General features: G+C 68.9%; 20 protein-coding genes and 2 pseudogenes. 15 read left to right on the forward strand and 7 right to left on the reverse strand.

All coding sequences use genetic code 11. The annotated features are described in order from the left end of the window. Positions 1-507: pseudogene (locus ACYQ8Q_RS00005) on the reverse strand (hypothetical protein); the annotation flags it as partial. A gap of 123 nt (positions 508-630) precedes the next feature. On the opposite strand from ACYQ8Q_RS00005, the gene queC reads away from it, so the two are divergent. The 5 genes from queC to ACYQ8Q_RS00030 all read left to right on the forward strand — a co-directional run bounded on the left by queC (position 631) and on the right by ACYQ8Q_RS00030 (position 4140). Then, the gene (gene queC, locus ACYQ8Q_RS00010) at positions 631-1326 is read left to right on the forward strand and encodes a 7-cyano-7-deazaguanine synthase QueC (RefSeq protein WP_460060484.1); all 696 of its coding nucleotides are present in this window, start codon (positions 631-633) and stop codon (positions 1324-1326) included. A gap of 2 nt (positions 1327-1328) precedes the next feature. Continuing rightward, entirely contained in the window at positions 1329-1964 is a 636-nt protein-coding gene (gene queE, locus ACYQ8Q_RS00015; protein ID WP_460060487.1) for a 7-carboxy-7-deazaguanine synthase, read from the forward strand. Next, positions 1964-2320 carry a 6-carboxytetrahydropterin synthase QueD gene (queD, locus tag ACYQ8Q_RS00020; protein WP_151513676.1) on the forward strand — a complete coding sequence of 119 codons (357 nt, stop codon included), beginning with the start codon at positions 1964-1966 and terminating at the stop codon, positions 2318-2320. The genes queE and queD overlap by 1 nt, the downstream gene beginning before the upstream one ends. Positions 2321-2322: 2 nt before the next feature. After that, positions 2323-3096: a GTP cyclohydrolase, FolE2/MptA family gene (locus ACYQ8Q_RS00025; protein ID WP_460060490.1), complete on the forward strand. Its 774-nt coding sequence runs from the start codon at positions 2323-2325 to the stop codon at positions 3094-3096. A 528-nt stretch (positions 3097-3624) separates the two neighbouring features. Then, positions 3625-4140, forward strand: a complete 516-nt coding sequence (locus tag ACYQ8Q_RS00030; protein WP_460060493.1) for a VUT family protein — start codon at positions 3625-3627, stop codon at positions 4138-4140. 110 nt (positions 4141-4250) lie between these two features. Here the strand turns inward: ACYQ8Q_RS00030 and ACYQ8Q_RS00035 are convergent, their stop codons facing one another. Then, entirely contained in the window at positions 4251-5489 is a 1239-nt protein-coding gene (locus ACYQ8Q_RS00035) for an IS256 family transposase (protein WP_460060495.1), read from the reverse strand. A 155-nt stretch (positions 5490-5644) separates the two neighbouring features. Beyond that, positions 5645-6229 carry a hypothetical protein gene (locus ACYQ8Q_RS00040; RefSeq protein ID WP_460060497.1) on the reverse strand — a complete coding sequence of 195 codons (585 nt, stop codon included), beginning with the start codon at positions 6227-6229 and terminating at the stop codon, positions 5645-5647. Between the two features lie 119 nt (positions 6230-6348). Here ACYQ8Q_RS00040 and ACYQ8Q_RS00045 point away from each other — a divergent pair, with 119 nt between their 5' ends. The 3 genes from ACYQ8Q_RS00045 to ACYQ8Q_RS00055 all read left to right on the forward strand — a co-directional run bounded on the left by ACYQ8Q_RS00045 (position 6349) and on the right by ACYQ8Q_RS00055 (position 9265). Then, entirely contained in the window at positions 6349-8247 is a 1899-nt protein-coding gene (locus ACYQ8Q_RS00045) for a helicase associated domain-containing protein (RefSeq protein WP_460060499.1), read from the forward strand. A 118-nt stretch (positions 8248-8365) separates the two neighbouring features. Then, positions 8366-8629 carry a hypothetical protein gene (locus ACYQ8Q_RS00050; RefSeq protein WP_460060501.1) on the forward strand — a complete coding sequence of 88 codons (264 nt, stop codon included), beginning with the start codon at positions 8366-8368 and terminating at the stop codon, positions 8627-8629. Then, entirely contained in the window at positions 8630-9265 is a 636-nt protein-coding gene (locus ACYQ8Q_RS00055) for a hypothetical protein (RefSeq protein WP_460060503.1), read from the forward strand. Positions 9266-9757: 492 nt separating this feature from the next. Here the strand turns inward: ACYQ8Q_RS00055 and ACYQ8Q_RS00060 are convergent, their stop codons facing one another. Beyond that, the gene (locus tag ACYQ8Q_RS00060) at positions 9758-10117 is read right to left on the reverse strand and encodes a hypothetical protein (protein WP_460060506.1); all 360 of its coding nucleotides are present in this window, start codon (positions 10115-10117) and stop codon (positions 9758-9760) included. Positions 10118-10287: 170 nt separating this feature from the next. On the opposite strand from ACYQ8Q_RS00060, the gene ACYQ8Q_RS00065 reads away from it, so the two are divergent. Continuing rightward, a complete protein-coding gene (locus ACYQ8Q_RS00065) occupies positions 10288-12048 on the forward strand; it encodes a S8 family peptidase (RefSeq protein ID WP_460060508.1) in 1761 nt (586 codons plus the stop codon). A gap of 1102 nt (positions 12049-13150) precedes the next feature. Here ACYQ8Q_RS00065 and ACYQ8Q_RS00070 read toward each other — a convergent pair. After that, positions 13151-13831 carry a DUF4241 domain-containing protein gene (locus ACYQ8Q_RS00070; RefSeq protein ID WP_460060510.1) on the reverse strand — a complete coding sequence of 227 codons (681 nt, stop codon included), beginning with the start codon at positions 13829-13831 and terminating at the stop codon, positions 13151-13153. Positions 13832-14336: 505 nt separating this feature from the next. On the opposite strand from ACYQ8Q_RS00070, the gene tap reads away from it, so the two are divergent. The 5 genes from tap to ACYQ8Q_RS00095 all read left to right on the forward strand — a co-directional run bounded on the left by tap (position 14337) and on the right by ACYQ8Q_RS00095 (position 19602). Next, on the forward strand, positions 14337-16427 hold the full coding sequence (tap, locus tag ACYQ8Q_RS00075; RefSeq protein WP_460060513.1) for a telomere-associated protein Tap: 2091 nt from the start codon (positions 14337-14339) through the stop codon (positions 16425-16427). 91 nt (positions 16428-16518) lie between these two features. Beyond that, entirely contained in the window at positions 16519-17076 is a 558-nt protein-coding gene (gene tpg / locus ACYQ8Q_RS00080; protein WP_460060515.1) for a telomere-protecting terminal protein Tpg, read from the forward strand. A 62-nt stretch (positions 17077-17138) separates the two neighbouring features. Then, entirely contained in the window at positions 17139-17333 is a 195-nt protein-coding gene (locus ACYQ8Q_RS00085; protein ID WP_460060517.1) for an aldehyde dehydrogenase family protein, read from the forward strand. A 42-nt stretch (positions 17334-17375) separates the two neighbouring features. Beyond that, on the forward strand, positions 17376-18974 hold the full coding sequence (locus ACYQ8Q_RS00090) for a thiamine pyrophosphate-dependent enzyme (RefSeq protein ID WP_460060520.1): 1599 nt from the start codon (positions 17376-17378) through the stop codon (positions 18972-18974). A 43-nt stretch (positions 18975-19017) separates the two neighbouring features. After that, entirely contained in the window at positions 19018-19602 is a 585-nt protein-coding gene (locus tag ACYQ8Q_RS00095; protein WP_460060522.1) for an MBL fold metallo-hydrolase, read from the forward strand. 456 nt (positions 19603-20058) lie between these two features. Here ACYQ8Q_RS00095 and ACYQ8Q_RS00100 read toward each other — a convergent pair whose 3' ends face one another. Both ACYQ8Q_RS00100 and ACYQ8Q_RS00105 read right to left on the reverse strand, forming a co-directional pair. Next, positions 20059-21261 (reverse strand): MFS transporter, encoded by a 1203-nt coding sequence (locus ACYQ8Q_RS00100; protein WP_460060524.1) that lies wholly within the window; start codon positions 21259-21261, stop codon positions 20059-20061. 44 nt (positions 21262-21305) lie between these two features. After that, the gene (locus ACYQ8Q_RS00105; protein ID WP_460060526.1) at positions 21306-22565 is read right to left on the reverse strand and encodes a hypothetical protein; all 1260 of its coding nucleotides are present in this window, start codon (positions 22563-22565) and stop codon (positions 21306-21308) included. Positions 22566-23215: 650 nt separating this feature from the next. On the opposite strand from ACYQ8Q_RS00105, the pseudogene ACYQ8Q_RS00110 reads away from it, so the two are divergent. After that, positions 23216-23746 (forward strand): annotated as a pseudogene (locus tag ACYQ8Q_RS00110) (helix-turn-helix domain-containing protein). Positions 23747-23876: the final 130 nt, after the last annotated feature.

Genomic DNA, 23876 nt, shown 5'->3' on the forward strand with positions numbered 1-23876 from the left:
GGCGCCGGTCGCGGCGAGGCGGTGCAAGTCGCGCTGCATGGCGTGGGCGTAGGTCTCCGACACCACCACCAGAGCCCGTCCGGCGGCGGTCGCAATCTGGGGCAGATCACCGGCACCGTCCAACTGCTGCAGGTGCTCCCACCACAGGGATGCCTCACGACTGGAGGAAGCCACGGAATCCGCATGTCGTGGCAGGAAAGTCGCGGCATAGGACGGTGCGAGGCTGGAGACTGGCCGCAGGCCCAGGCCGGCCGAGGCTACATACAGGCGAGGAACGAAACCCGCGCGGGTTGCTGCGTCGGTGAGAGCGAGGGCTCGCCGCCACTGATCCCCTTGGTAGAGGTTCTGCAGGGTCGTCGGCCGGCCATCGGCTGTCTGCAGGCGGCGTGCCCATTCTGCGGCTCGCTGCAGCAGGTCGCCGGCGGGCAGGGTGCGTGCCTGCAGGGTCGCGGGGGGCGGTGAGGTCTTTCGGTCCGTGCACGTGACCACGATGGGCAACTCGTTCACTGCGACTCGACCCCTGGCTTCCGTAACTCGCGTGTTGTTGTGGTTACTGTAGCCGGTAGTTAGGGGGGTAGGCTGCATCTGCCTCGGCTGAGGAAACTGGACTGCAGATAAGGGAGTGACAGCATGGACCGTCCCGCGATCGTGTTGCTGAGCGGCGGCCTGGACTCGACCACGGTGCTGGCCATCGCCAAGGACCAGGGCTTCACTCCCTACGCGCTCAGCTTCCGCTACGGCCAGCGGCACAGCATCGAGTTGGAGGCGGCCCAGCGTGTGGCGCAGGTCCAGGGTGTGGCCCGGCACGTCATTGCCGACATCGATCTTCGTGTCTTCGGCGGCTCGGCCCTGACGTCGGACATCGAGGTGCCCAAGCACGAAAAGCTGGAGGATGTCGAGGAGGGTGGGGTGCCGATCACGTATGTGCCGGCCCGCAACACGATCTTCCTGTCTTTCGCGCTCGCCTTCGCCGAGACCGTCGGCGCGAGTGACATCTTCACCGGGGTCACGGCCGTGGACTACAGCGGCTACCCCGACTGCCGCCCCGAGTACATGGAGGCCTTCGCCACCATGGCCAACCTGGCCACCCGGGCCGGGGTGGAAGGAAGTTCGAAAATGACCCTGCACTCCCCTTTGATCGCGCTGTCCAAGGCCGACATCGTGCGCGAGGGCCTGCGCCTGGGCGTGGACTACTCCCTTACCTCTTCCTGCTACGACCCCGACGAGCAGGGGCGGGCCTGCGGCCGGTGCGACACTTGCCTGCTGCGCCTGAAGGGCTTCGCCGAAGCCGGCGTGAAGGACCCCGTCCAATACCAGAGCGCCTGAGCATGACCTACCTGATCAAGGAAATCTTCTACACCCTGCAGGGCGAGGGCAGCCACGCAGGGCGCCCGGCGGTGTTCTGCCGTTTCTCCCGCTGCAACCTGTGGACAGGCCGGGAGCAGGACCGCGCCCGTGCCGTCTGCCAGTTCTGCGACACCGACTTCGTCGGCACCGACGGTGAAGGTGGCGGCCGCTTCCGCACCCCGCAGGATCTGGCAGCCGCCGTCGAGGCCGCGTGGCCCAGCACCGACCCGGCCCACCGGTTCGTAGTGTGCACCGGCGGAGAGCCCCTGCTGCAGTTGGATGAGGAAGCCATCGACGCGCTGCACGAGCGAGGCTTCGAAGTCGCGGTGGAGACCAACGGCACCCGCCCTGCTCCCCGCGGTATCGACTGGCTGTGCGTCAGCCCCAAGATCGGCTCCACCCTGGTCCTCACCCAGGGCGACGAACTGAAGTTGGTCTACCCGCAGGCCGGAGGCGACCCCGCCCAGTTCGAAGACCTGGACTTCCGCCACTTCCGGCTGCAACCGCTGGACGATGCCCACCGCGAAGCCCACACCCGTGCCGCCGTCGAGTACTGCATGAAGAACCCGCGCTGGACACTCTCCCTCCAGACGCACAAGTATCTGGGAATTCAGTAATGGAAATCTTTCGCGAGTTCACCTTCGAAGCGGCGCACCGACTGCCCCGCGTGCCGGAGGGCCACAAATGCGCGCGCCTGCACGGCCACTCCTACAAGGTGATCGTGCACGTCGAAGCCCCTGTCGACGCAGAACTGGGCTGGGTCATGGACTTCGGCGACGTCAAACGCGCCTTCAAGCCCATCGACGCGCAACTCGACCACTATTACCTGAACGACATCGAAGGACTAGACAATCCCACCAGTGAGAACCTGGCCCGCTGGATCTGGGACCGGCTGATCGACGAGCTTCCCGCACTGTCCGCGATCACCGTGCGGGAAACCTGCACCTCCGGCTGCACCTACCGAGGCGCGTGAGCATGCACGACATCCAAAACGAACCCGACCGCCGAGGCATCGCCATCGACGAAGTGGGCATCAGCGGCCTGCGCTATCCCCTCACCTTCGACGACGGCCACACCCGACAGCAGGGCATCGCCGACATCAGCGTGACCGTCGGCCTGCAAGCCGACCGGCGAGGCACCCACATGAGCCGCATGATCGCCCTCGTGCACGAGGAAGTCGCCACGCTCACCCCGCAGGAATTGCCCCTCGCCCTCAAACGAGGCCTCACCCTTCTCGACGCCCCGGCTCTCACCCTGATCCTGTCGCTGCCTATCGCCACCTCTGTAACCGCTCCCGCCAGCCGGCAAGAGTCCTGGCAGACCCACGACGTCACCGTCACCGGCCGCATCACCACCTCCGACTGCACGGTCGCCACTGCGGTGACCACGCATGTCACCAGCCTGTGCCCCTGCTCGAAGGCCATCTCCGACTACGGCGCCCACAACCAGCGCAGCGAGATCACCCTGGAGATCACCGGGACCGCGGACGCCCCCTATCCCCTGCCCGTCCACGAGATCGTCGACCTGCTGCGCGCCACCGGCTCCGCCCCTGTCATCCCGCTGATCAAACGGCCCGACGAACGCGTCGTCACCATGCAGGCCTACGACCACCCCGTCTTCGTCGAAGACATCATCCGCGACATCAGCCTCACGTGCCGCGACAAAGCACTCACCCACACCGTCACCGCGAAAAACCTCGAAAGCATCCACAGCCACGACGCCATCGCCACCCTGCACCACACCTGCTGACACCCCAACGCGCGCACGACTCACCGCTGAAGGCGCCGGGCGCGCCAGTACCGCACAAGAGGAGTCCATCGCCCGCGCACCGTCACGGCGGCACATGGACACGCAGTGCCGCTCGGCGCCCCGCCGCTGCTCCAGGGCTTCGCACGCTCGAAGCAGCCCTGCGCATTCAGCGCCCCCTTGTCCAGACCCCCTGCGGGCAGGGGGTCTCGCTCTCCACGGCCACCACGGCGACCCGGATTCGGCAGCGGCTGCCGGGGGCACCGAGCCAGCTCCGGTTTGTGTGACACCCCGCGCCACAGGCCAGCGGATCGACCATCATCCAGCGCGTGCTGAGAAACCGGTCCCGGCCTCAAAGCCCGTAGCAGATGCCGACCTGGGATGTGGCCGCCACGACACCTCGGCCGCTGCAGCCGAAAAACGAACCATCCGGCTGTCAGTGCCATGTGGTGAACTGCGCGAGGTTTGTCTCCGCGCCCGTCCGTCGTCAAACAGGGCGCGCTATGCCTCGATCACCACAGAAAGCAGATCGTGAACGTCCCCGCCCGCGCTGGAATCCTCACTCTCCTCGCTTACATCGCGACCATCCCGGCCGCCAACCTCGCCGTCACCCACTTCGGCGTCGTCCCAGTAGGCCTCGGCTACACCGCCCCCGCCGGGGTGTACATGGTCGGCCTCGCCCTCATACTGCGCGATCTCGCACGAGAAGCCGCAGGACGCGGTGCCGTCCTCACCGCCATAGCCATCGGCACCCTCCTGTCCTACCTCCTGGCCGACCCAAACCTCGCAACAGCCTCCGCGATCGCCTTCGCCGTAGCCGAAATCATGGACTTCGCCGTCTACGAGCCGCTGCGGCAACGCGGACTGCTCCTCGCAATGCTTGCATCGAACGCTGTCGGCCTGCTCGCCGACAGCCTCCTGTTCCTCCAACTCGCCTTCGATTCCCTCGACTTCCTCCCAGGACAGATCCTCGGCAAAACCTGGATGACCCTCGCCGCCGTCACCACCCTGACCCTGCTACGCCGAACCAAACGCACCCCTGCATGAACCACCTCAAGCACTCACAGTCGCCGAGTCGACCCACGAGCCGTCAGGAGCACGGCCGGTCCAGGCAGAACGACGCCTCAGGATCGTGTCCCGCGTGATGGTGTAGTCGATCAGCTGGTGGGCGTGTTTGGTGTGTTGGTTAGCGCCGGGGCGCTTTCGGGGAGTTCGGGGTAGAGATCGTCCATGCTGCCTTCGGGGAGGTAGCGGCGGGGGAAGGCGATCCATTCGTCGTGCATCTCGAAGAGCACGGCGGTGACCAGCCGCAACAGGGCGTCGTCGTTGGGGAAGACCTGGACGACGTCGGTGCGGCGCTTGATCTCCCGGTTGACCCGCTCCAGCGGGTTGGTCGACTGGATCTTCTTCCAGTGCCGCTCCGGGAAGACCGCGAAGGCGGTCAGATCGTCCTTGGCCTCCAGCAGCATCTGCTTCACCTTGGGGAACTGCCCGCCGAGCATGTCGGCGACGGTGTCGGCCTGGGCTCTGACCGCGGTGGGGCCGGACTGGGCGAAGATCGTGCGGATCGTCGCGGCCACCATCTCACCGGCGTGCTTGTCGATCACGCCGAAGACGTTGCGCAGGAAATGGACCCGGCATCTTTGGTAGGCGGAGCCGAGCATCACCTTGCCGATCGCGGCAACCAGGCCGCTGTGATGGTCACCGATGACCAGACGGACCCCGGACAGGCCCCGTTCGCGCAGGTGACGCAGGAACTCGGTCCAAAACACCTCGGTCTCGCTGTCGCCGACCATCACGCCGAGGACTTCGCGGCCGCCGTCCTCGGTGACGCCGGTGGCGATGACCACGGCCCGCGAGGCGATCTGGTGGTTGACCCTCGCCTTGCAGTAGGTGGCATCGAGGTAGATGTAGGGGAAGCGGGTGTGGTCCAGCGGCCGGGTGCGGAACGCCGTCAACGGCTCGTCCAGGGCTGCGCAGATCCTGGAGACCTCGCTCTTGGAGATCCCGGTGTCCGCCCCCAGGGCCTTGACCAGGTCGTCGACCGACCGGGTGGAGACGCCCTCGACGTATGCCTCCATGATGACGGCGTAGAGGGCCTGGTCGATGCGGCGCCGACGCTCCAGCAGACAGGGGAAGAAACTGCCGGACCGCAGTTTGGGGATGGCCAGGTCGAGGTCGCCGGCCTGGGTGGTGAGCGTCTTGTCGCGGTGCCCGTTGCGGTAGTTGGTGCGGGTGTCGGTGTGCTCGTTCCACTCGGCGCCGATCTTCGCCGTGGCCTCGGCCTCGATCAGCTCCTGCAGCATCCGCTCGGCGACACTGCGGACGAGTTCGAGTCCCTCGGTCGAATGCAGTGACTGAAGCAGGCGGGTGAGTTCAGACTGGGACAGGGCCACTGTGCGTCTCCTCCCCTCGATGAACTGGGCGTTCATCAGGGAGGAGACGCACGGTGGCTCGTCCCCTGCGCAGGGAGCGGACATCACCAGCCGGAGCACACCGGCGCACTACTCAACGTCGATCGGCTACACCATCACGCGGGACACGATCCGCCTCAGTCGGCCGCCACGGTGCGTACATACGGCAGTTCGTCGAACTTCGGGGGCGGGAGCCGTTCGCTGCGGTCACGGCTTGCCCGAACCAGACCAGCGCCCGCAGGAAAAGCCGGATCGTACACGGCCTCCCCGGCACGACCCGGGCCGTCTGCGTCAGCCGTGGTGTCCGCCGAGCCGCTCTCAGACGGACCCGGACTACTGGAAGGCCGTGCCGAGCGCGCGCAGTTGAGCGCGGCGGGCCTGCATGAGTTCTCCGGTCGGCGCAGGGCGGTGTCCAGGAGCCATACCCCGCGGCGGAACAGTTGGAAGCCGATGCTCTCCCACAGTGCGGCGATCTCCTCCTTCGCCTGGAGCCGATAGGCCTCGGTGACCTGCTCACAGTCTTCGGGGTACTCACCCATTCCGGGAAACACCGCTACCGCGTAACAGCCCCCAGACAGGCGGCGGATCGCCTCGACGACCAAGGCCACGCGCTGGCCCTGCCGCCGCCTCTCAGGCACGACCCGCCAGCCCCTGACCAGCACAGACCAATCCACCTGAACCACGCAGCGATAGAGAAATCCTGCACCGATCACTAGATCCACAGGTCAGCGCATCACTCACCTAGTGATCACTAACGGATTTGTCAGAGGGCGTCTACGGCCAGAAGTTGGACCCGGTAGACCTCGCGGTAATTGATGAGGCCCACAGGACAAGTGGGGCGATGGGTAAGGCGTGGGCGGACATCCATGACCAGACCGTCATCCCGGCGTACCGGCGGCTGTACCTGACGGCGACGCCGCGGATCTGGGAGGAGCGGCTGAACCGCGAGGTTGCCGAGGGGGGGCGTGACCCGCTGCCGAGGGAGATGGCGGCGAGCATGGATGACGAGAAGGTCTTCGGGCCCGTCCTCTACAAGCTCTCGCTCGCCTCTGCTATCTCCCGGGGCCTGTTGGCGCGGTTCCAGATCATCGTCCTGGAGCTCCAGGACCCGGTCGTCACGCCCGAGCGGCTGATGGGCGAGGAACGGCACACCGAAGAGGTCCGCGGGCAGCGCCTCGGAGCCCTCCAGGCCGCGTTGCTGCACACGATGGCGCAGCACGACCTGTCGACGTGCATCACCTTCCACCACCGGACTATCGAGGCGCAGGCGTACGCGGAGGGCCTGGAGCGGGTCGCGGCCAAGCTGCACGCCGACCGGCCCGAGACCTACCCGAAGCGCATCTGGGCGGACTGGCTGTGCGGTGAGCACGTCCCCGAACGCCGGCGAGAGGTCCTGGGTTCGTTCGGGACCACGGCGCAGCGGGCCGTGCTCTCGAACTGTCGTGTCCTGGGCGAGGGCGTCGATATTCGAAGCGTGGATTCAGTCGCCCTGTTGGACCCGAAGGGCGCGCCGCACGACATCGTCCAGGCCATCGGCCGGGCACTCCGGCAGAAGCCCGGACAAGGCAAGCTCGCCTCCCTGATCGTGCCCGTCTTCCTCCAGCCCGGAGAGCAGCCCGAGGACATGTTCACCTCCGGCTCTTACCGGCCCCTGGTGAAAGTCCTGGAAGGTCTGCGGGCCCACGATGAAGAGGCCGTGGAACTGCTCGCCATCCCCCAGGAGCCGCAGAAGGACGTCGCGCAGCCGTCCGTGAACATCGGTGTCGCGCCAGAAGACGGCGAAGAAGAATCCCGCTTGTTGCTCCGTTTCGCCGCCCCCAGGGATCCCATGATGGTCGCGGACTGGGTTTCCTTCAACGTCATCGACACCGAACGCCAGGACTGGGCCCGCGGCTGGGCGAAGCTGAAGACGTACGTCGAGCGCGAGGGGAGCGCCCGCGTGCCCTACGGACACCGCGAGGGCGCGACACCGCTTGGACAATGGGTCGCGGAACAACGACGCGCCTACGCAGCCGGGCAGATGACCGGCCAACGCGCGAGGCGGCTCGAACAACTCGGCATGGTCTGGTCACCGGCCGACGAACGCTTCCAGGAAAACTTGGAAGCGGCCAGGACGTACTACGACCAGCACTGGACGCTCTGCGCCCCCCGCACTGCGACCGCGCTGGATAGACCATTGGGGATGTGGCTTGCGAATTTGCGGCGTCCTGGTGCGCTGGACGGCCACCCCGAATGGAAGACGGCGCTGGAAGCCGTGGACGAGGACTGGAACCCGGCATGGCCAGCGGACTGGCAACGCCACTACGCCGCACTACGCGAGCTCGTGCGCGACGAAGAGGGCCGAGCGGAGGTCCTGCCCGGCGTGACTTGCCACGGAATGGACATCGGACGATGGCTCACGAAAAACCGTCAGCCCGCCGTCTGGCAGGGGCTGATGGACGGGCAGCGCGAACGCCTGGAGCAGCTCGGCATCACACCGCTCGCCCAGGAGCCGGAAGTGCCCACGAAGCCGTCCACGACACCCGTGGGAGCCTTCGAACGGGGCGTTGCAGCCCTAGCGCAGTACAAGGCCCGCGAAGGCTCCGTGACCGTCCCCAGAGGCCACACAGAGCGGCTGGAAGACGGCACCCAGGTCAAGCTCGGAGTCTGGATCATGAACCAGAAGGGACGCCGTGCGAAGCTCACCACCGACAAACTCGCCACACTCGCCAACCTCGGTCTGGAATGGGCGAGTGCGTAGGGCATTCGAGGGGGAACGGCAGCGTGAGGATCATGCTCGACAACAACATCTGGTCCTATGTGGGGGATGCGAGGGCCGGGGACCGGTTCAGGACGGTCGCTCGTTTCCTCGGCATCGCGTGGTAACCGCGCCGAGCGTCCTGCTGGAGGTGCTGCAGCATCCGCACTCGGACATGCGGGCGGCCATCATCGAGGCCATCACGACCGCGACGGACGAACGGCTGTGCAGCGAGGCCGACCGGGAGGGTGCCGAGGTCATCTCCGAAGTGCGCCGTTTGCACCCGGAGTGGATGCGGGCAGTGCCCGACACCGGACGTGAGGCGACATGGCGTACGTACTGGACCAAGATGTTCTGGCGGGAGGCGGTGGAGCACCACGACTGATTGCGCGACGCGGAACCGGCCCGTCGGACCGCGCGCACGGTGCGCTTTGTCGTGGATAACCAGAAGGAACAGCGGGGGCGTTGGCGCGAGGCCGGCTTCGATCTCCGCGGCCTCTCCCGCATCACGCTGGCCCCGGGTGAGGAGACCCCGATCGAACAGCGGGCAGGGTGGCCATCTGACGAATGGGTCGCGGCATGGCGGCCGTACAGCCAGGAGGTGTACTGGCATGCCTTCGCGAGGAGCCGTCGATCTGTGCTCACGCAGGAGGAGACTACTTACGCCGACTGGGTCGGCGCCCGGGTAGACCTACGCGCTATGTGTGACTCCCGGGAGGCGTTCAACCGGTTTTGGCTGTATGAGGTGGAATCCGCGTACATGCCACGCGCCTGGCTCCGGTGGGCGGCGGACACCGTACAGATGGACATGAAGGTGACCGACGGCAACTCCATTGACGTCCAACACGCCTCCTACCTGCCGGACTGCGACGTGTTTGTCACCGCCGACAAGAACTTCCTGCGGGTGCTGGACCGCATCGCGGAGCAGGCCCCGGTCCCCGTAGGCAGAGCCCATCGGGTGGAGCCGGCAGCCCATAACGGCATCGTGGAGGCGGTTGAGGCCACGCTGCGTACCCTCTGAGCCGCTCGGCGCTCGGAGGCCCGCCCTGGGCGTCAGTCCTGACCTGCACCTGATGTGGCTGGCTCTAGTTGGCGTCGGCTGGGCCGACAAAATGTTTGATGTCGGCTCTGAGTCATTTGGAGTGCGGCCTCGGAGCCGACGCCGCGCCGACCGCCGCCGCGCCCCAAAGGATGTACGAGTTTTCGGATCGGCCCTGCTTGCAGCAACGCACCGGCCGGGTGGTGTTCTCCCCCGCCGGCACGACTTGTGTATGAGGCTCCCGTGAGGAAAAGGGGGACAAGCAGCGGGACGACATCCCTCCGACCCGACACGCCCGGAAGCTGGGGCTCGCTACGGTCGGGCAGTCCGCGGCGGCTTCCGCCGGGGCGCTGGTGCCGCGGTGGAAGCCGGCCCCGCGCCGGTCGTGCTGGTTGCTGGTCGAGTGCTCGGGCCGGCCGAACGGCAGGTGGGTCTTGAGCGCGGGCAGGTAGGTTCCGTGGATGTTGGGCGCGGTCACCTCATCGGCGTCGGCGGGGAGTTCGGGGCGGGTCCGCTCGGTGCGGGCTGCGGCCAGGTGCCGGCGCTGATCCGGGCGGGGACGACGGTGGTGTACTGCTCTCGGGCGGCGGGGGCGAGGGGATCGGTGGCGGTGGTGGGTCCGTCGTAGGTGATGTGGATGCGGGCCGCAGGCCCTTCGTGCAGAACGGCCTCGAGGCGGCGATGGCCGGGGAGCGCCTCGGGTCGGGTCCGGCTCCGGTGCGGGCAGCACGGCCGGCGCCTGGTCGGCGGCGTATGCCAGGGCGCGGTCGGCGTCGCCGGGCTCCTGAGAGGTCTCGACCTCTCGATGCCCGGGGTGCGTCTCTTTTCAGCCATGCCTCTATGACGTCCCTGCGCGGAAAGGTACTTCCGTACAAGGGCATGTACCTGACATCTTGCATCGACCATTCGTTTCGTACGGCGCGGCCGGTGCCCTCGGCGCGGCCGGGCCGTCTCCGGAGGACGCATTGATACCCCCCATATCCGGCCGACCCAGACGCGCGCTGGTGCTGGCGACCACGCTCGGTGCCGCCCTCGCGTTCGGCGCCCCGGGCGCCCTCGCGGGCACGCTCCCCGTCGTCCCCTCCACCGCGCCGGCCGCCAAGGCCCACGCTCTGGCCGCCGTGCCGGCATCCCAGAGTGCGGCCTGGGTGGCCGGCACGCGTGCCTACCTCGTGATCACCGCCCCCGGTGACAGCTCTGCGGTCCGCTCGGCGATCGCGGCCAACGGCGGCACCGTCTTCTCGGACTTCGACGCCATCGGCGTGATCGTCGCCCACTCGGCGTCCAGCGGATTCGCCGCCGCCATGCGCGGTGTCGCCGGCGTGCAGCAGGTCGGCGCCACGCGCACCTCGGACGTCCCGGCCGACGCCTACGACCCGGCGCTCCCGGCCAACCCGGCCCAGGCCTCGACCCCGGCCGGAGAACCGGTCCGGGCCGACATGAGCCAGATCAAGGCCGACCAGGCCTGGGCCGTGAACCCGGGCTCCGCCTCCGTCACGGTCGGCATCCTGGACACCGGTGTGGACGACCAGCACCAGGACCTGGCGCCCAACTTCGACGCGGCCGACTCGGTCTCCTGCGCCTACGGCAAGCCCGACACCCGTGCCGGCGCCTGGCGGGACGTCGACACGCACGGCACCCACGTGGCGGGCACCATCGCCGCGGCCAAGAACGGCAAGGGCGTCGTCGGCGTGGCCCCCGGGGTGAGGATCGCCGCGGTCCGGGTCGCCGAGCCGGGCAACTCCTTCTTCTTCGCCGAGAACACCATCTGCGGCTTCGTCTGGGCCGGTGACCACGGCTTCAAGGTCACCAACAACAGCTATTACACGGACCCGTGGCAGTTCAACTGCCCGGACAACATCGACCAGGCCGCCATCATCGAGGGCGTCAGGCGCGCCCAGGAGTACGCCGAGGGCAAGGGCTCCCTCCAGGTCGCCGCGGCGGGCAACGAGAACTACGACCTCGCCCACAAGACGACCGACTCCGCGAGCCCGAACGACTCGACGCCGGTCACCCGCACCATCACCAACGCCTGCCTCGACATCCCGACCGAGCTGCCGGGCGTGGTCACGGTCGCGGCCAACGGCACGGGCGTCACCAAGGCCTCGTTCTCCAACTACGGGCAGGGCGTCATCGACGTCGCGGCGCCGGGCAGCAGCGTGTACTCCACCGTCCCCGGCGGGGGCTACGGCAGCAAGAGCGGCACCTCGATGGCCACCCCGCACGTGGTCGGCGTGGCGGCACTCATCGCCAGCGCCGACCCGGGCATCACCCCGGCGCAGCTCCGCGCCAGGCTGGCCGAGCAGGCCAACGACATCGCCTGCCCCTCGGACAGCCGCTGCACGGGCACGACGGCCAGCAACTCGTTCTTCGGCGAAGGACAGGTCGACGCCCTCAAGGCCGTCGGGACCACCCCGCCGCCCGGCACGTACTTCGAGAACCTCGCGGACTTCGCCGTCAACGACAACGCGACCGTGGAGAGCCCGATCGCCGTGACCGGCGTGACCGGCAACGCCCCGGCCACCCTCAAGGTGGGTGTGGACATCAAGCACACCTACATCGGTGACCTGAAGGTCGACCTGGTGGCGCCGGACGGCACCGTCTACACGCTGCACAACCACACCGGCGGCAGCGCCGACAACATCGCCCAGACGTACACCGTGGACGCCTCCTCGGAGGTCGCGAACGGCACCTGGAAGCTGCGCGTCAACGACAACGCCGCCTCCGACACAGGCAGGATCGACGCCTGGAACCTGACCTTCTGACGCAGGGCCGGGCAACGCCCGCGTCGGCACGCTGTGCGCCGACGGCAGCTCCCTGTCCGCGGCCGCGGACGAGGCGGGCTGCGGTCGGCCAGGGCCGGACCGCTGCGCGGCGGAGGGCACAGGGGCCTCGGCGGCGGTGAACGCCGCGGCCGGGGCCGCCATGCCGGAGGCGTCCGGGAAGGCCGCGAACGGCCTGGGGCCGGTGCCCGGCTCACCGTGCGCCTCCCTGAGGACGCTCCGGCCGAACGGCGAGGTCCCCCACACGTTTGTGGCCTGGTTGTTCACTGCTGTTCAAAGCGTGGTGACGGGCGAGTGCACGCTGCGGCGTCTCTCCGTCGTGCTCTTGGGTCCAGCGGGTGACACTGGGCGTGGATATGAGCAGGTGCGGCTCGGCGTAGGCCAGGGCCGTAGCGGCGCGGGGGCCGGCATTGCGATCATGATGTCGAGCCGATCTTGGGCATCGCCGCGGACGGCTCGCAGGCGGCGCCCGGCGCGGGACGCGGTGGACGCGTTCGTGTCCGCCCACGCACGAGCCCGGCAGGAGCCGGACACCCCCCTTCCGCGCACACCTGCACGCGCTGGTGTCGCGCTCATCCGGCTTCGACTGTCAATCTCGATCGCCAGGAACGCACGCAGGACTCCGAGGGACTCGGGCTCGGGGGAACCTGCGACCGGCTACGAAGGCGCCTCACCAGGGAGGCCGCCGTCGCCCCCCACCACCACCTGAGCGGGCGGCGGGCGGCCCGCAGGCAGAGCGGGCCGGAGCCTGGGGGCAGCGATCATCGGCGCCGTCCCCGGCACCCTGACCCGCCCCTCAACTCGTCCTCGGCCGCCTCGGGCAAGGCGGGCCGGCTGCGCCCGGAGGCGCCCCGGAAGGTCGGCGGGCGCCTCACCGCGGCCCCGGGCACCCCTTCGAGGAGGTGCGGTTCACCTCGGCGTGGGGCAGCCGCGACGCTTTGGACGTGCAGCCGGTCATCCCTCGCCCTCTGTCCCGGCTGCCAGGCGCCACAGTTCGGGTGCGCTGGAAAGAGCACTCCGGTATGACCGCCGTGTTCGACCGGCGGACCCGCCGTGCGGCGCGGGCCTTCGCCGCCCCCGCGGGCTACGAAGCCAGCGCGTCGGCCTCGGCCGAGTGGGGTATGACGAAGAAGTCGGTGAGGAAGCAGGCGACGCTGCCGTCCGCCGCGCGGCCGATCCAGGTCGGATATGCGCCGTCGCCCCACCCGGACGTGAACCCGGCGAGGTTGTGGCCGCCCTCGCCTTGGGCCATGAAGACGTCGGGTCCGTGCCCGGCAGACTCCATGGCCGCCCACACCGCCCCTTCCTCGTCCTCCGTCCCCGGAAAAGCGTTCTCGGCCGAGGCGTCGTAGAAGCAGCCGGTACCCGCGTCCACGCCGTAGCCGAAGTACTGCTCGTCACCCAGTTCCGCCGGATCCTGTCCGGGCAGCAGCGCAAGCTCCCACCCGGCCACCTCCACGTCACGTATCACCAGCCGGGCGGCCGCGACGCGAGTGTGCGGGTGGGGCCCCGACTCCGCGCCTGGACGAACCAGCGTGGCGACGGCAGCGTCCACGGCGTAACGGCCGGGCTCCACCGCGACCGTGAAGGGTGGTACGTCCCCGCTGCCCAGGTACACGAACGGGTCGCACGCCACCACCTGGCCCGAATGCAGGGTGAGTTCGCCCACGCGCACCACGGACAGCGTTCCGGTCAGGTCGCGTCCGCAAGCGAAGGAGGTCCCGTCGGTGAAGTACCGGGAGTAGTCGGGCGCGGTGATGGGCATGCGGGGAACCTCCGTGAACCGGTGTGTATCCGGTGGATCCTAGAAGCAGGCACTGACATCTCCGCGTTCCTGCGCTGCGTCACGGGAGCGCCTGCTCTGGGCAGGGGCGGTGGCGGTGCCTGGAGGCAAGGTCCCGGAGCGGGTGGACCACTGCAGCATCCGGGCGGGCGGCCAGGGTGCCGAAGGGGAGAAGACGGACTTCGTCCGCAACCTCTCAGGCAGTCATCCGGATGAGCCAGGCACGTGTCCAGGGCCTGGGCGTGGTGGCGCCGTTCGTCTTCTGCGCACACCTTGCGGGGCAGCGCGCCCAGTCGCCGGCCTCAACAAGCGGGCCTGCCCGGCCCGGGGCGGGCAAGCGGTGCGTACGCCCAGAAGCCAGCACTGGCCCTGCACCCGCAACCACCCCGAAGATCACCAGGCGCGCCGAACACGCTCCGTCAGCGGGTTAAGGAATGGGATAAGTTCGTGGTTACGTTTCCGGATCTTTCGGAGTGGAGGTGCAGGGGTGGCATCTGAGGAAGAGCTGTTCGCGTCCGTCGATGCTCTGTTGAACGAGGAGCCGCATCTGCCGCCTCCGGCGGAGCGTGCCCGGCTGCGTGAGGCCGCCGGCATCACCCAGGCCCGCCTGGCCACAGCGCTGAAGACGACGACCCAGTCGGTGAAGAACTGGGAGAACGGCCGCAGCGAGCCGAAGTCGCCGCGGCTGGATGCCTACCAGCGGCTGCTGAACGGGTGGGCCGCGAAGTACCCGGCCCATGGTGCCGCTGGCGCGGCGGTGCCGGCGGACTCTGGCGGGCCGGCCGCGTCCGCGACGGCGGACGCCCCGCAGACACCCCACGTTGCGGCTGCGCAAGCACCGCATCCCGCCGCCCCCCGGCCCGCCGCAGCGTCGCGTCGCCCAACGGTGAAGAAGGCGGCCAAGCCCGCGCTGGACCCGGGTTTCCCTCACGGGCCGCTCGCCGTGCTGGACGGTGACGGCTCCGCTTACGGCATCGACGGGATCGTGCTGGACTGCCCGGCGGCCACCGTGGTGGAGCTGGTGGAGTGGACGCTGCGCGAGGCCGGTCTGGGCGCGCCGCGTCTGCACCGCAACGGCAAGGACAGCGACCCGCTGATCGTCCTCACCGCCGCGGCCGCCGTGAAACTCGGACTCCCGGAACACCTGGAAGGTCACGAGCAGCGCCGTTCTCTGCGGCTGCCGGAGGATCATCCGGTGGTCAAGCAGGTGGTGGAGGCGAAGTGGCGGCTCACCCAGCGCGGGTTCGGCCCGTGGGTAAGGATCTACCGCAACGCGCAGGGGGCGCGGCGGCAGTGCGTGCAGCTGGCGATCCTGTCGTGGGACGCCCTCGATGAGCGGTCCTGGCCCGGCGTGGCGGAGATGGAACCGGCCGACGTCGCCCGCGTCCTGGGGGTGTACGCCACCCGCGTCATCCCCCCGCGCGGGTCGACGGCCGTCTGCGGACTGGAGCTGATGACGGCGCTGCGCCCGCCCACCCGCGCGGTACGCGACGAAGCGAGCGGAAACTGGGTGCCCGGCCACAACCCCGGCTCGCTGGGGACGGACCCGATGGACCCGGCGCCGCCGGAGGCCACGCCCGAGCACCCCGTCGTCATCGACAGCGGCTGGAGCGGCGGGTTCCTGAACGAGGAGGCGTACCAGTGGGTGCGCGACGTCAGCCTGCTGACAGATGAGGAGTGCATGCTGCCGTACGCGGTCGGCCTCGACCTGAACACCGCCTTCCTCGCCGCCGCGGCCCGCCTGGTCGTCGGCCTCAGCGCGCCCGACCACTTTCGCGCCCCGGCGTTCAACCCGAAGATCCCCGGTTGCTGGCTGGTCGACCTGTCCCGCATCGGGCTGGACCCGCGCCTGCCCTCGCCGTTCACGCCGGACGGCTCGCGGCCGACGGGACCTGCCTGGTACCAGACGCACACCGTCGCCTACGCCCAGGAGCTCGGCCACAACGTCGCTCCGCTGGAGGGGTATCTGCGCCGGGAGACCGGCGCGTACCTGGACCCGTGGCACGACCGTCTGAAAAACGCCTACGCCGACACTCTCGCCGACCTCGGCGTCACCAAGGACCTCACGGACGTGGAGTTCCTCGCCGCGATGGAGCGGCACAAGGACGTCGACCCCGCGATGGCGGCCGTCCTCGCCGCCATCAAGGCCACCGTCAAGGGCGGCGTCGGCAAACTCCGCGAGCGCCCCCAGGGCAAGCGCTACAAGGAGGGCGAGCGGTGGCCGGCCCTGCAGCGCCCCACCTGGCGTCCGGATGTCCGTGCCGCCGTCATCTCCAAGGCACGGGTCAACATGCACCGCAAGCTCACCACCATGGTGAAGTTGACGGGCCTGTACCCGCTCGCCGTGCTTTCCGACTGCGTCGTCTACCCCAGCCCGGGCGCCTCGCCGCTGGATTTCCTGCCGTACGCCGCGTCCGGCAAGCCGCAGCCCGGCGGGTTCCGCCTCGGGCCCACGCCGGGCCTGGCCAAGCTGGAAGGCGTCCAGACCATGCTGTGGGCGGTCGACGTGATGGAACAGGGCTACAACCCCGCCCGTCACATCAAGGGCGGCGACGCCGTCCTGGACGAAGGAGAGTAGGCCAGTGCCCGACACCGGCCCGACGCACAAGACCTGGTTCCCGCCGGCCGACACGGGCGGCCAAGACCCCACCGCCGAGGAGGGCTGAGCCGTGGCAGAGATCGAGGACGCCATCGAGCGGGCCGGCCAGGAGAGCTTCACCCGCCAGCCGCCCAGGACGCTCAAAAGCCAGATCGGCTACCTGATCAAGCAGCTCAAGACGACCCGGGCCGTCGCCGAGGAGATCGGCGTCAGCCAGCGGTCGGTGGAGCGCTACCGCAAGGGTGAACGCAAGCACCCGCCCCGGGCCATCGCCGAACGGATCGACGCCGCCGTACGGCAGCGATGGCAGCCCCGGGTCCGCAAACGCCGGCAGCAACAAGCCGCCCGCAGCGGCGGGATCACGGTGGAGACCAGGGCGCGGTTCGGGTACACCGCACCGATCGGCACCACAGACGACGGACGCTTGCGCCGCCTCACCGTCCACCTCCCCCCGCAATACGCCCAGCGCCTCTTCGACGCCCGCGACACAGGCGCCGGTGACCAGCAGATGCGCCAGATCATCGCCGAGGGATTCAAAGAGATCTACTTCCAGGACGGCGGAGCCCGCGCCATGGGACTCTCCGACGTCACCCTCAACGACATCGACTACCTCGACCTCGACTACTGACCTCAAGCCGGCCGTAGGCCCAGCACCTGCTTTGTGACTGAGCACGTCAGTTGGCGGCCGGCGTGGCGGGCTTTGCGCCCAGGCTCGCTCCGCTCTGCCACATCAACGGCCCGACCGTGCACGACGAACCGCAGATGCCCTTCGGCGGTGTCGGCGCCAGCGGCTGGGGACGGTTCGGTTCCCGGGCCGCGCTGGAGGAGTTCACGGAACTGCGCTGGGTCACCGTCCAGTCCGGCGAGCGGCACTACCCGATCTGACCCCCGGCATCCAGAACAGACGCGAACAGATCGGAAACCCGCATGCCCACTGTCCGTGACGCCGTCTTCGGAGTACTGCGTCGGTTCCAGCTGACCACCATCTTCGCCAACCCGGGGTCGACGGAGATCGACTTCCTGACCGGCCTGCCCGACGACCTCGACTTCCGCCTCGCCCTGCACGAGGGCTCCGTCGTCGGCATGGCCACCGGATGGGCGATGGCCCACGGCCGCCCCGCGTTCGTCAACCTCCACACCACCGCGGGCCTGGCCAACGCCGCGGGCGCGCTGGCCACCGCGCGCACCAACCGCGTGCCGCTCGTGGTCGTCGTCGGCCAGCAGGACCGGCGCCATCTCGCCTACGACCCGTTCCTCGCGGGCCGGCTGGAGGGGCTGCTGGGCGAGTATCCGGTATGGACGAACCACCCGGCCCGGCCCCAGGACGTGCCGGCCGCCGTCACCCGCGCCCACCACGAAGCGATGGCCGGGGCGGGCCCGGCGATCGTCGTGGTCCCCATGGACGACTGGCAACAGCAGGCCGACCCGATCCGCGGCGCGGCCCCGCCCGTCGTCCACAGGCCGGCCCCGGCGGGGACGGACGCCGCCGACGACCTCACCTCACTCCTCGACCTGGCCCGCTCCCCCGTGATCGTCGCGGGCGCAGGCACCGACGACGACGCGTCCTGGGCGGCTCTGGTGGAGCTGGCCGAGCGTCTGGGGGCACCGGTGTGGCAGGAGCCCTTCGGTTCGCGCGCCGGATTCCCGCAGGACCACCCGTCGTTCGCGGGCCATCTCCCGGCGGGCCGGTCCGGCGTGCGCGCCGCGCTGGCCGGGCACGACGTCCTCCTCGTGGTCGGTGCGCCGGTCCTGCGGCAGTACCCACGCGAGCCCGGCGAACTCGTCCCGGACGGCATGACGGTCCTCCAGGTGACCCCGTACGCGGACGAAGCCCACCACAGCGTGGCCGACGTGGCGCTCATCGCCGACCCGGCCGCCGTCTGCCACCGGATCGCCCAGCGGGTCCGCCCGCGCGAGGGAACACGGTCCGGGCGGCCCTCCCCACAGGCTGCGCCTCTGCCGGAACCGGGCGGCCCGCTGCGCCCCGCCCATGTGTTCGACCTGCTCGCCCAGCATCTGCCACCCGACACCGTCCTCGTCGAGGAGTCCCCGTCCAGCCGCCCCGAACTCCACCGCCGGGTGCCGGCCCGCGCTCCCCTCGGATTCGTCAGCGCCGCTGCGGGCGGGCTCGGTTTCGGGCTACCCGCGGCCATCGGTCTCAAGATGGGCGCACCGCACCGGCCCGTGGTCGCCGTCCTCGGCGACGGCTCGTCGCTCTACGCGATCCAGGGCCTGTGGAGCGCCACCCACTACCAGGTCGGCACGCTCTTCCTCGTCCTGGCCAACGGCGGGTACGCCATCATGGACCGGCTCGCCGAGAAGTCGGGGCGGGGCAAGGCACCCTGGCCCTCCTTCACCGAGGTCCGCATCTGCGACATCGCCCGCGGCCTGGGCTGCCCGGCCCGGCGGATCACGACCCACGAAGAGCTGACGGCGGCCCTGGACGAGATCCTGCCGTCCCTGGCACAGCGGTCCGAACCGCTCGTGCTCGACATCGAAGTGGCCCCCGACGAGTCCTACGGCTGATCCACCGCATCGCCGCCCTTGAGGACCCCCTCCCGCACGCCCCATGAACCTTCGCCGCACCGACGAGGAACCGATGAAGATCACCCATTTCGGCCACGCCTGCGTCCTGCTCTCCACAGACCAGGAAGTGCTGCTCGACCCCGGCACCCTGTCCACCGGCTTCGAGACCCTGCGCAACCTGGACGCGGTGCTGGTCACCCACGACCATCCCGACCACCACGACCCCGACCGCCTCCCCGAACTCCTCACCGCCAACCCCGCCGTCCGGTTCGGCTCGGTACCCGACGGCGTCGACGCGGTGGCCGGCGAGCACGCCGTCATCCACCCCGACCTCCCTGGCATGGCCAACACCGGCTACCTGGTCGACGGCGTGTTCCACCCGGGCGACGCCTTCCTCCCGCCGCCCGGACCCGTGAAGGTGCTGCTGCTGCCCATCGGCGGGCCGTGGATGAAGATCGGCGAGGCCATCGACTACCTGCGATCCGTCAAGCCCGAGCTGGCAATCCCGATCCACCAGGCCGGACTCGCCCCGGCCCACCAGGAACTCCACCTCCAACTGCTCCGCGGACTCGGCCCCAAGGGCAGCCAGATCGAGGTACTCGACCACGGCGTCCCGTACGCCGTCTAGAACCGCCCGCGCGCCCCGCACGGACAGCCCTCACCCACCACGGCACCCGACGGTGCCGGACGGGCTCTCAGACGGCCCGTCCAGCCGGTACGGCTCGAACGCGGCACCCGCCCACTGGACAACCCGGGCCGAAGAAACCCGCACGCCTGTGCATACGACCGATGTCCCGCCTACCTGTCGGGCCTGCGTTCTCCCTGGCCTGCGAACACCGACCGGCAGACATCGGCAAACAGCCGGCCCCACCCGCAACGAGGGAACGGACAGACCCGAATGAAAAAAGGACGTAAAGACGGGAACACTGCAACACCGCTGTCGCGGACTCGCGGCCGATGCCGACATCATGAGAGAAACACCATCTCCCGTGCGCCGCCGAAGAAACCACCAAACAACCCCTCAACCGGCGCATCCTCGAACCGTCACCTGTCCCTGTCTACTTGCGCGTCAGGAACGAGTGGCTCAGCCAGGTGCCGGACCTTCCGAGATGGGCAGCGGTTCTGCGGTCTTCGGGGCCAGCATGCGGATGGAGGGGGTGGCGACCATGGCGAGGGTGGCGAGGAGGATGAGCGCGGCGGCCACGTAGAGGGTGGCGTGGAGACCGAGGAGGAGTACGGCGGGTCCGGCGGCGAACTGGGCGAGCGGGAGCGCGAGGTAGGAGCCGAGGTCGTCATAGGCGTAGACGCGGGCAAGGCGGTCCTCGGGTATCTGCTCGTTGAGGGTCGAGTACCAGGCGACGCCGGCCTGCTCGACAGCCACGCCCGCCACGAAGTTGGCCACGACCAGCGCCCAGGTGTACGGGGCGAGCGCGAGCAGCAGCGGGGTCATCGCCGTCAGGCCCATCAGCGTGCAGCCGACCAGGATCGCGCGCCGGGGCCGCCATCTCAGCGACAGTACGCCGCCGGCAACCGCGCCGAGCGAGGACGCGGCGACGGCCAGACCCCAGCCGGTGCGGCCGATCCCGGTGGTGTCGGCGACGGCCGGGCCGAGGACGGTGAACGAGGCGGTCAGGCCGGCGTTGAGGAAGCAGAAAGCCACCACGATCACCCACACCCAGGTGCGTGAGGTGAACTCCTGCCAACCGACGCGCAGTTCATGCACCACGCCGGGGCTGGGCGCGGGCGGCGCAACCTGGATGCGGACCAGCGCGAAGAAGGCGGCGGCGAGCGCGAAACTGAACGCGTCAACAGCCAGGCCCCAACCTGAGCCGACCGCGGCAACCAGTACGCCGCCCAGCGAGGCGCCCGCGATCATCGCGCTGCTGCCCCCGATCCGGGAGAGCGCGAGAGCGGCGCGGCGGGACTCGGCCGGCACGGTCTGGGGCAGCAGGGCCTGGGCGGCGGGCTGGTAGCAAGAACTTGACGCCCCATTGACCGCGGCAAGCGCCATGAGCAGAGGGATGGCGGCGTTGTGGGTGAGGACCAGGACGGCGGTCATCGCCTGGCTCGCGGCACTGACCACGCTGCTGCCGACCAGCAGCGGACCGCGCGGCAGCCGGTCCGCCAACACCCCACCACACAGCAGAAAAACAATACCGGTGAGAGAGCGAACACCAACCACCAACCCGAACGAGCCGATCAGTTCCTGTTCTTGCGCAAAGCGGGACGGCACAGTACGAAACGGTCGCGGTCGAGGTGCGGATGCCCTCGACCGCGACCGCTTCATACTGTGCCGTCAAGGCACCGGGACTGGCACTGCCCCCTGATCATTCAGGCGCCCGGGCCGTGCGGGACCTCGACCGGGGCGATGTGGACTCCGTACGTGGCAGCCACTTCTGTCCAGGGCTCAGCGAAACCGTGCAAGATGTTGCCCGCGATGACGTGACCGCGGATGACGGCGTTACCGGCGTGGTCCAGTGTGTAGAACGGGGCGCCCGAGTCCCCATGGTCCGGCAGACGTGATCCACCACCGAAGACGCTGGCGGGCCAAACGCAACCGTTCTCCGCACATGACATCCAGTCGGCCGAGGATACAGTGTGCCCGCAGGATTCCCCGGTGGTGGCACCGCTGTAGCAGTAGAGTCCGCCCTCGGTGACACCTTCGGCCGCTACAACCGGGATGGTGGTAGTGCTGTTGACGCCGCCAGTGAAGATCTGTCCGAGGTAGTCTTTCCCACTTACGAGTTCCGCGTCCATGAGGTCACCTGTTTTGTCGGGCAGGCGCCGGTCGGAGACGGTGCCGTAAGTGTGGTTCTTGGTCCTGGTATAGACCGTCACGCCGTTCTCATAGCAATGGCCGGCAGTGACCATGAACTTGTTCCCACCGGAGTCCTCCACCGCGTAGCCCATGGAACACTCGATTTGCTCGCCGGTCGGGAGGGGGGACGACGCCATACCCCCACCACCCTTGAACGGGGCTTCATCGTTCAGGCGGGACTGCAGGTTGCGGGTAGAGACGCGGTTGACCCGCACGTTGCGGATTGCCTGGGCCTCGTTCGCTGGCTCGCTGGAGAAGTCGGTCAGTTGGGAAACTACGTTCACCGGAGCATCTGTGTCGAGCACGATCCTGCCGGTAGCGTCCAGTCCGTTGCCGAACGAGTACGTAGTGCCGTTCTGGGCGACGTAATCGAGGATCCTGTTCTGAAGCTTCGCCAGTGCCGTTTTTGCTGCGGATGACCCTGGACCAGGGCGGCGGGCTGCCGTGGCAGGGTTGGGCCGCTTCTGCTTTTCCTGGATCAGCGTCAGCACGGTTCCGGGGAAGATCCAGTGGCCCCGGTCGCTGGAGGCGTATCCGTGTCGGTGTGCTTCGTCCTCGATGGTCTGCTGGTTGAGCGTGTAGACGTTTGCCCACAGCCGGGGGTTGCCGACGGTCTGCTGGGCGATGTCCCACAACGTGTCACCGGGGACGATGGTGTGCCTTGCGGGCTGCTGCCGCGTCGGTGTTGCGGACCCATTGGGCGTTCTTCCTTGCGGCAGATCACGTGGGCTGGTGCTGGGCGCGGGGCCGTCAGCCTGCGCTGCGGCTTTCATGCGAGCGGCCGCTCCGTCCGACGTACCGTGGGCAGTGGCCGTGCCTGCACTCATCACGGTCAGGCTGGTGAGGCATATGGCAGCCGCAGCGGCTGCGCGCGCTGGAGGTCTTCTGCGTATGGGCATGTCGTCCCTCTGCATCGGTGCCGAGTGGCGACACGCGCGTTGCGTGGGTCAGCACACGGCTTGGGGTGGTCACACACCACGCTGCGGAGATCATGCCGACATCGCACTCCGACACACCCAGATGGCGTCGTGGCCTGCCCCGTCCGGACGACGGTCAGCTCCGGGGTCCTATCGGTACTGGGCGGCATTGCGCTGCCGGGACTTGGTAATCACGCGGGCCGCAAGGTAGGTACTTCAGTCATCCTAGGCGTGGTCCGCCCATCTCTGGGCCGTGTGATGTTCATGCCGAAGAGGTCGGCGACCACGACGGGTGGGAGGTTGGTGGCTGCTTCAATCATGGTGGTGTTGCGGATGCTGACAGGCAGGCCGCGCTACTGAAGCAGGTGGTGGGTGCTGGCCGCGTTCCGTGAGCGTCTTCAGGGTGGTCACTGATCAGGTGTCGGGCTGGTGTCCCTCAACGCACACGTTCCTGTGCCGTTGAGAGAGGTTGTTCGACGTCTCAACTCATCAGCGCAGGAACCTCGTTGGTTCCCTCTCCTACCGCGCTCGACCTGCCAAGCGCTGTCGAGTGGGTAACCATGCTCTTCGTCACTCGTGAGGGTGACCGCCGTTGCAAGCTCCCTACTCACCAGCGTGCTCTCGTTGGCCTGGTCTACCTTCGCCGTCGCGCCCCGCTGACACAGATCGCCGCTGGCTTCGGCATATCCGTCGGCACCGCCCATGCCTACGTCACCGCAGTCGTGAACCACCTGTCCCGCCGGGCGCCCGGCCTGCTGCGCGTCCTGCGGGTGACCGACCCCGAGTACGTCCTGCTCGACGGAACTCTCCTCGAGTGCGAACGGGTCGGTGACAGTCGTGCGAACGCCAGGGCGTTCCCGTCCTCGCTGACCGCGCCTACATCGGGCGATCAATCGGGCGCTGTCAGCGGCGCGAGCACCTGTCGACGAAGCGTCGCGAGACTGAAGTTCTGGCGGATCTTCCGTCGGGCCCGTTGCAGCCACAACCGCCTGTCGTCAATCTCTGCCGCCGTCCTCACCCTGGAGCGGCAACGCTGAAAATGATCTGTGGCCTGCGCGGCGTTTTGCCTGGGAAGAGGTAGCCGTTTCCGTTGCCGAACTACTGACCCTCATCCGTGAGTCGGGAGGGCGTAGAGGCTGATCAGGGCACCGATGATGCGTGCTTCTC

The sequence above is a fragment of the Streptomyces sp. YKOK-I1 genome (assembly GCF_054660435.1).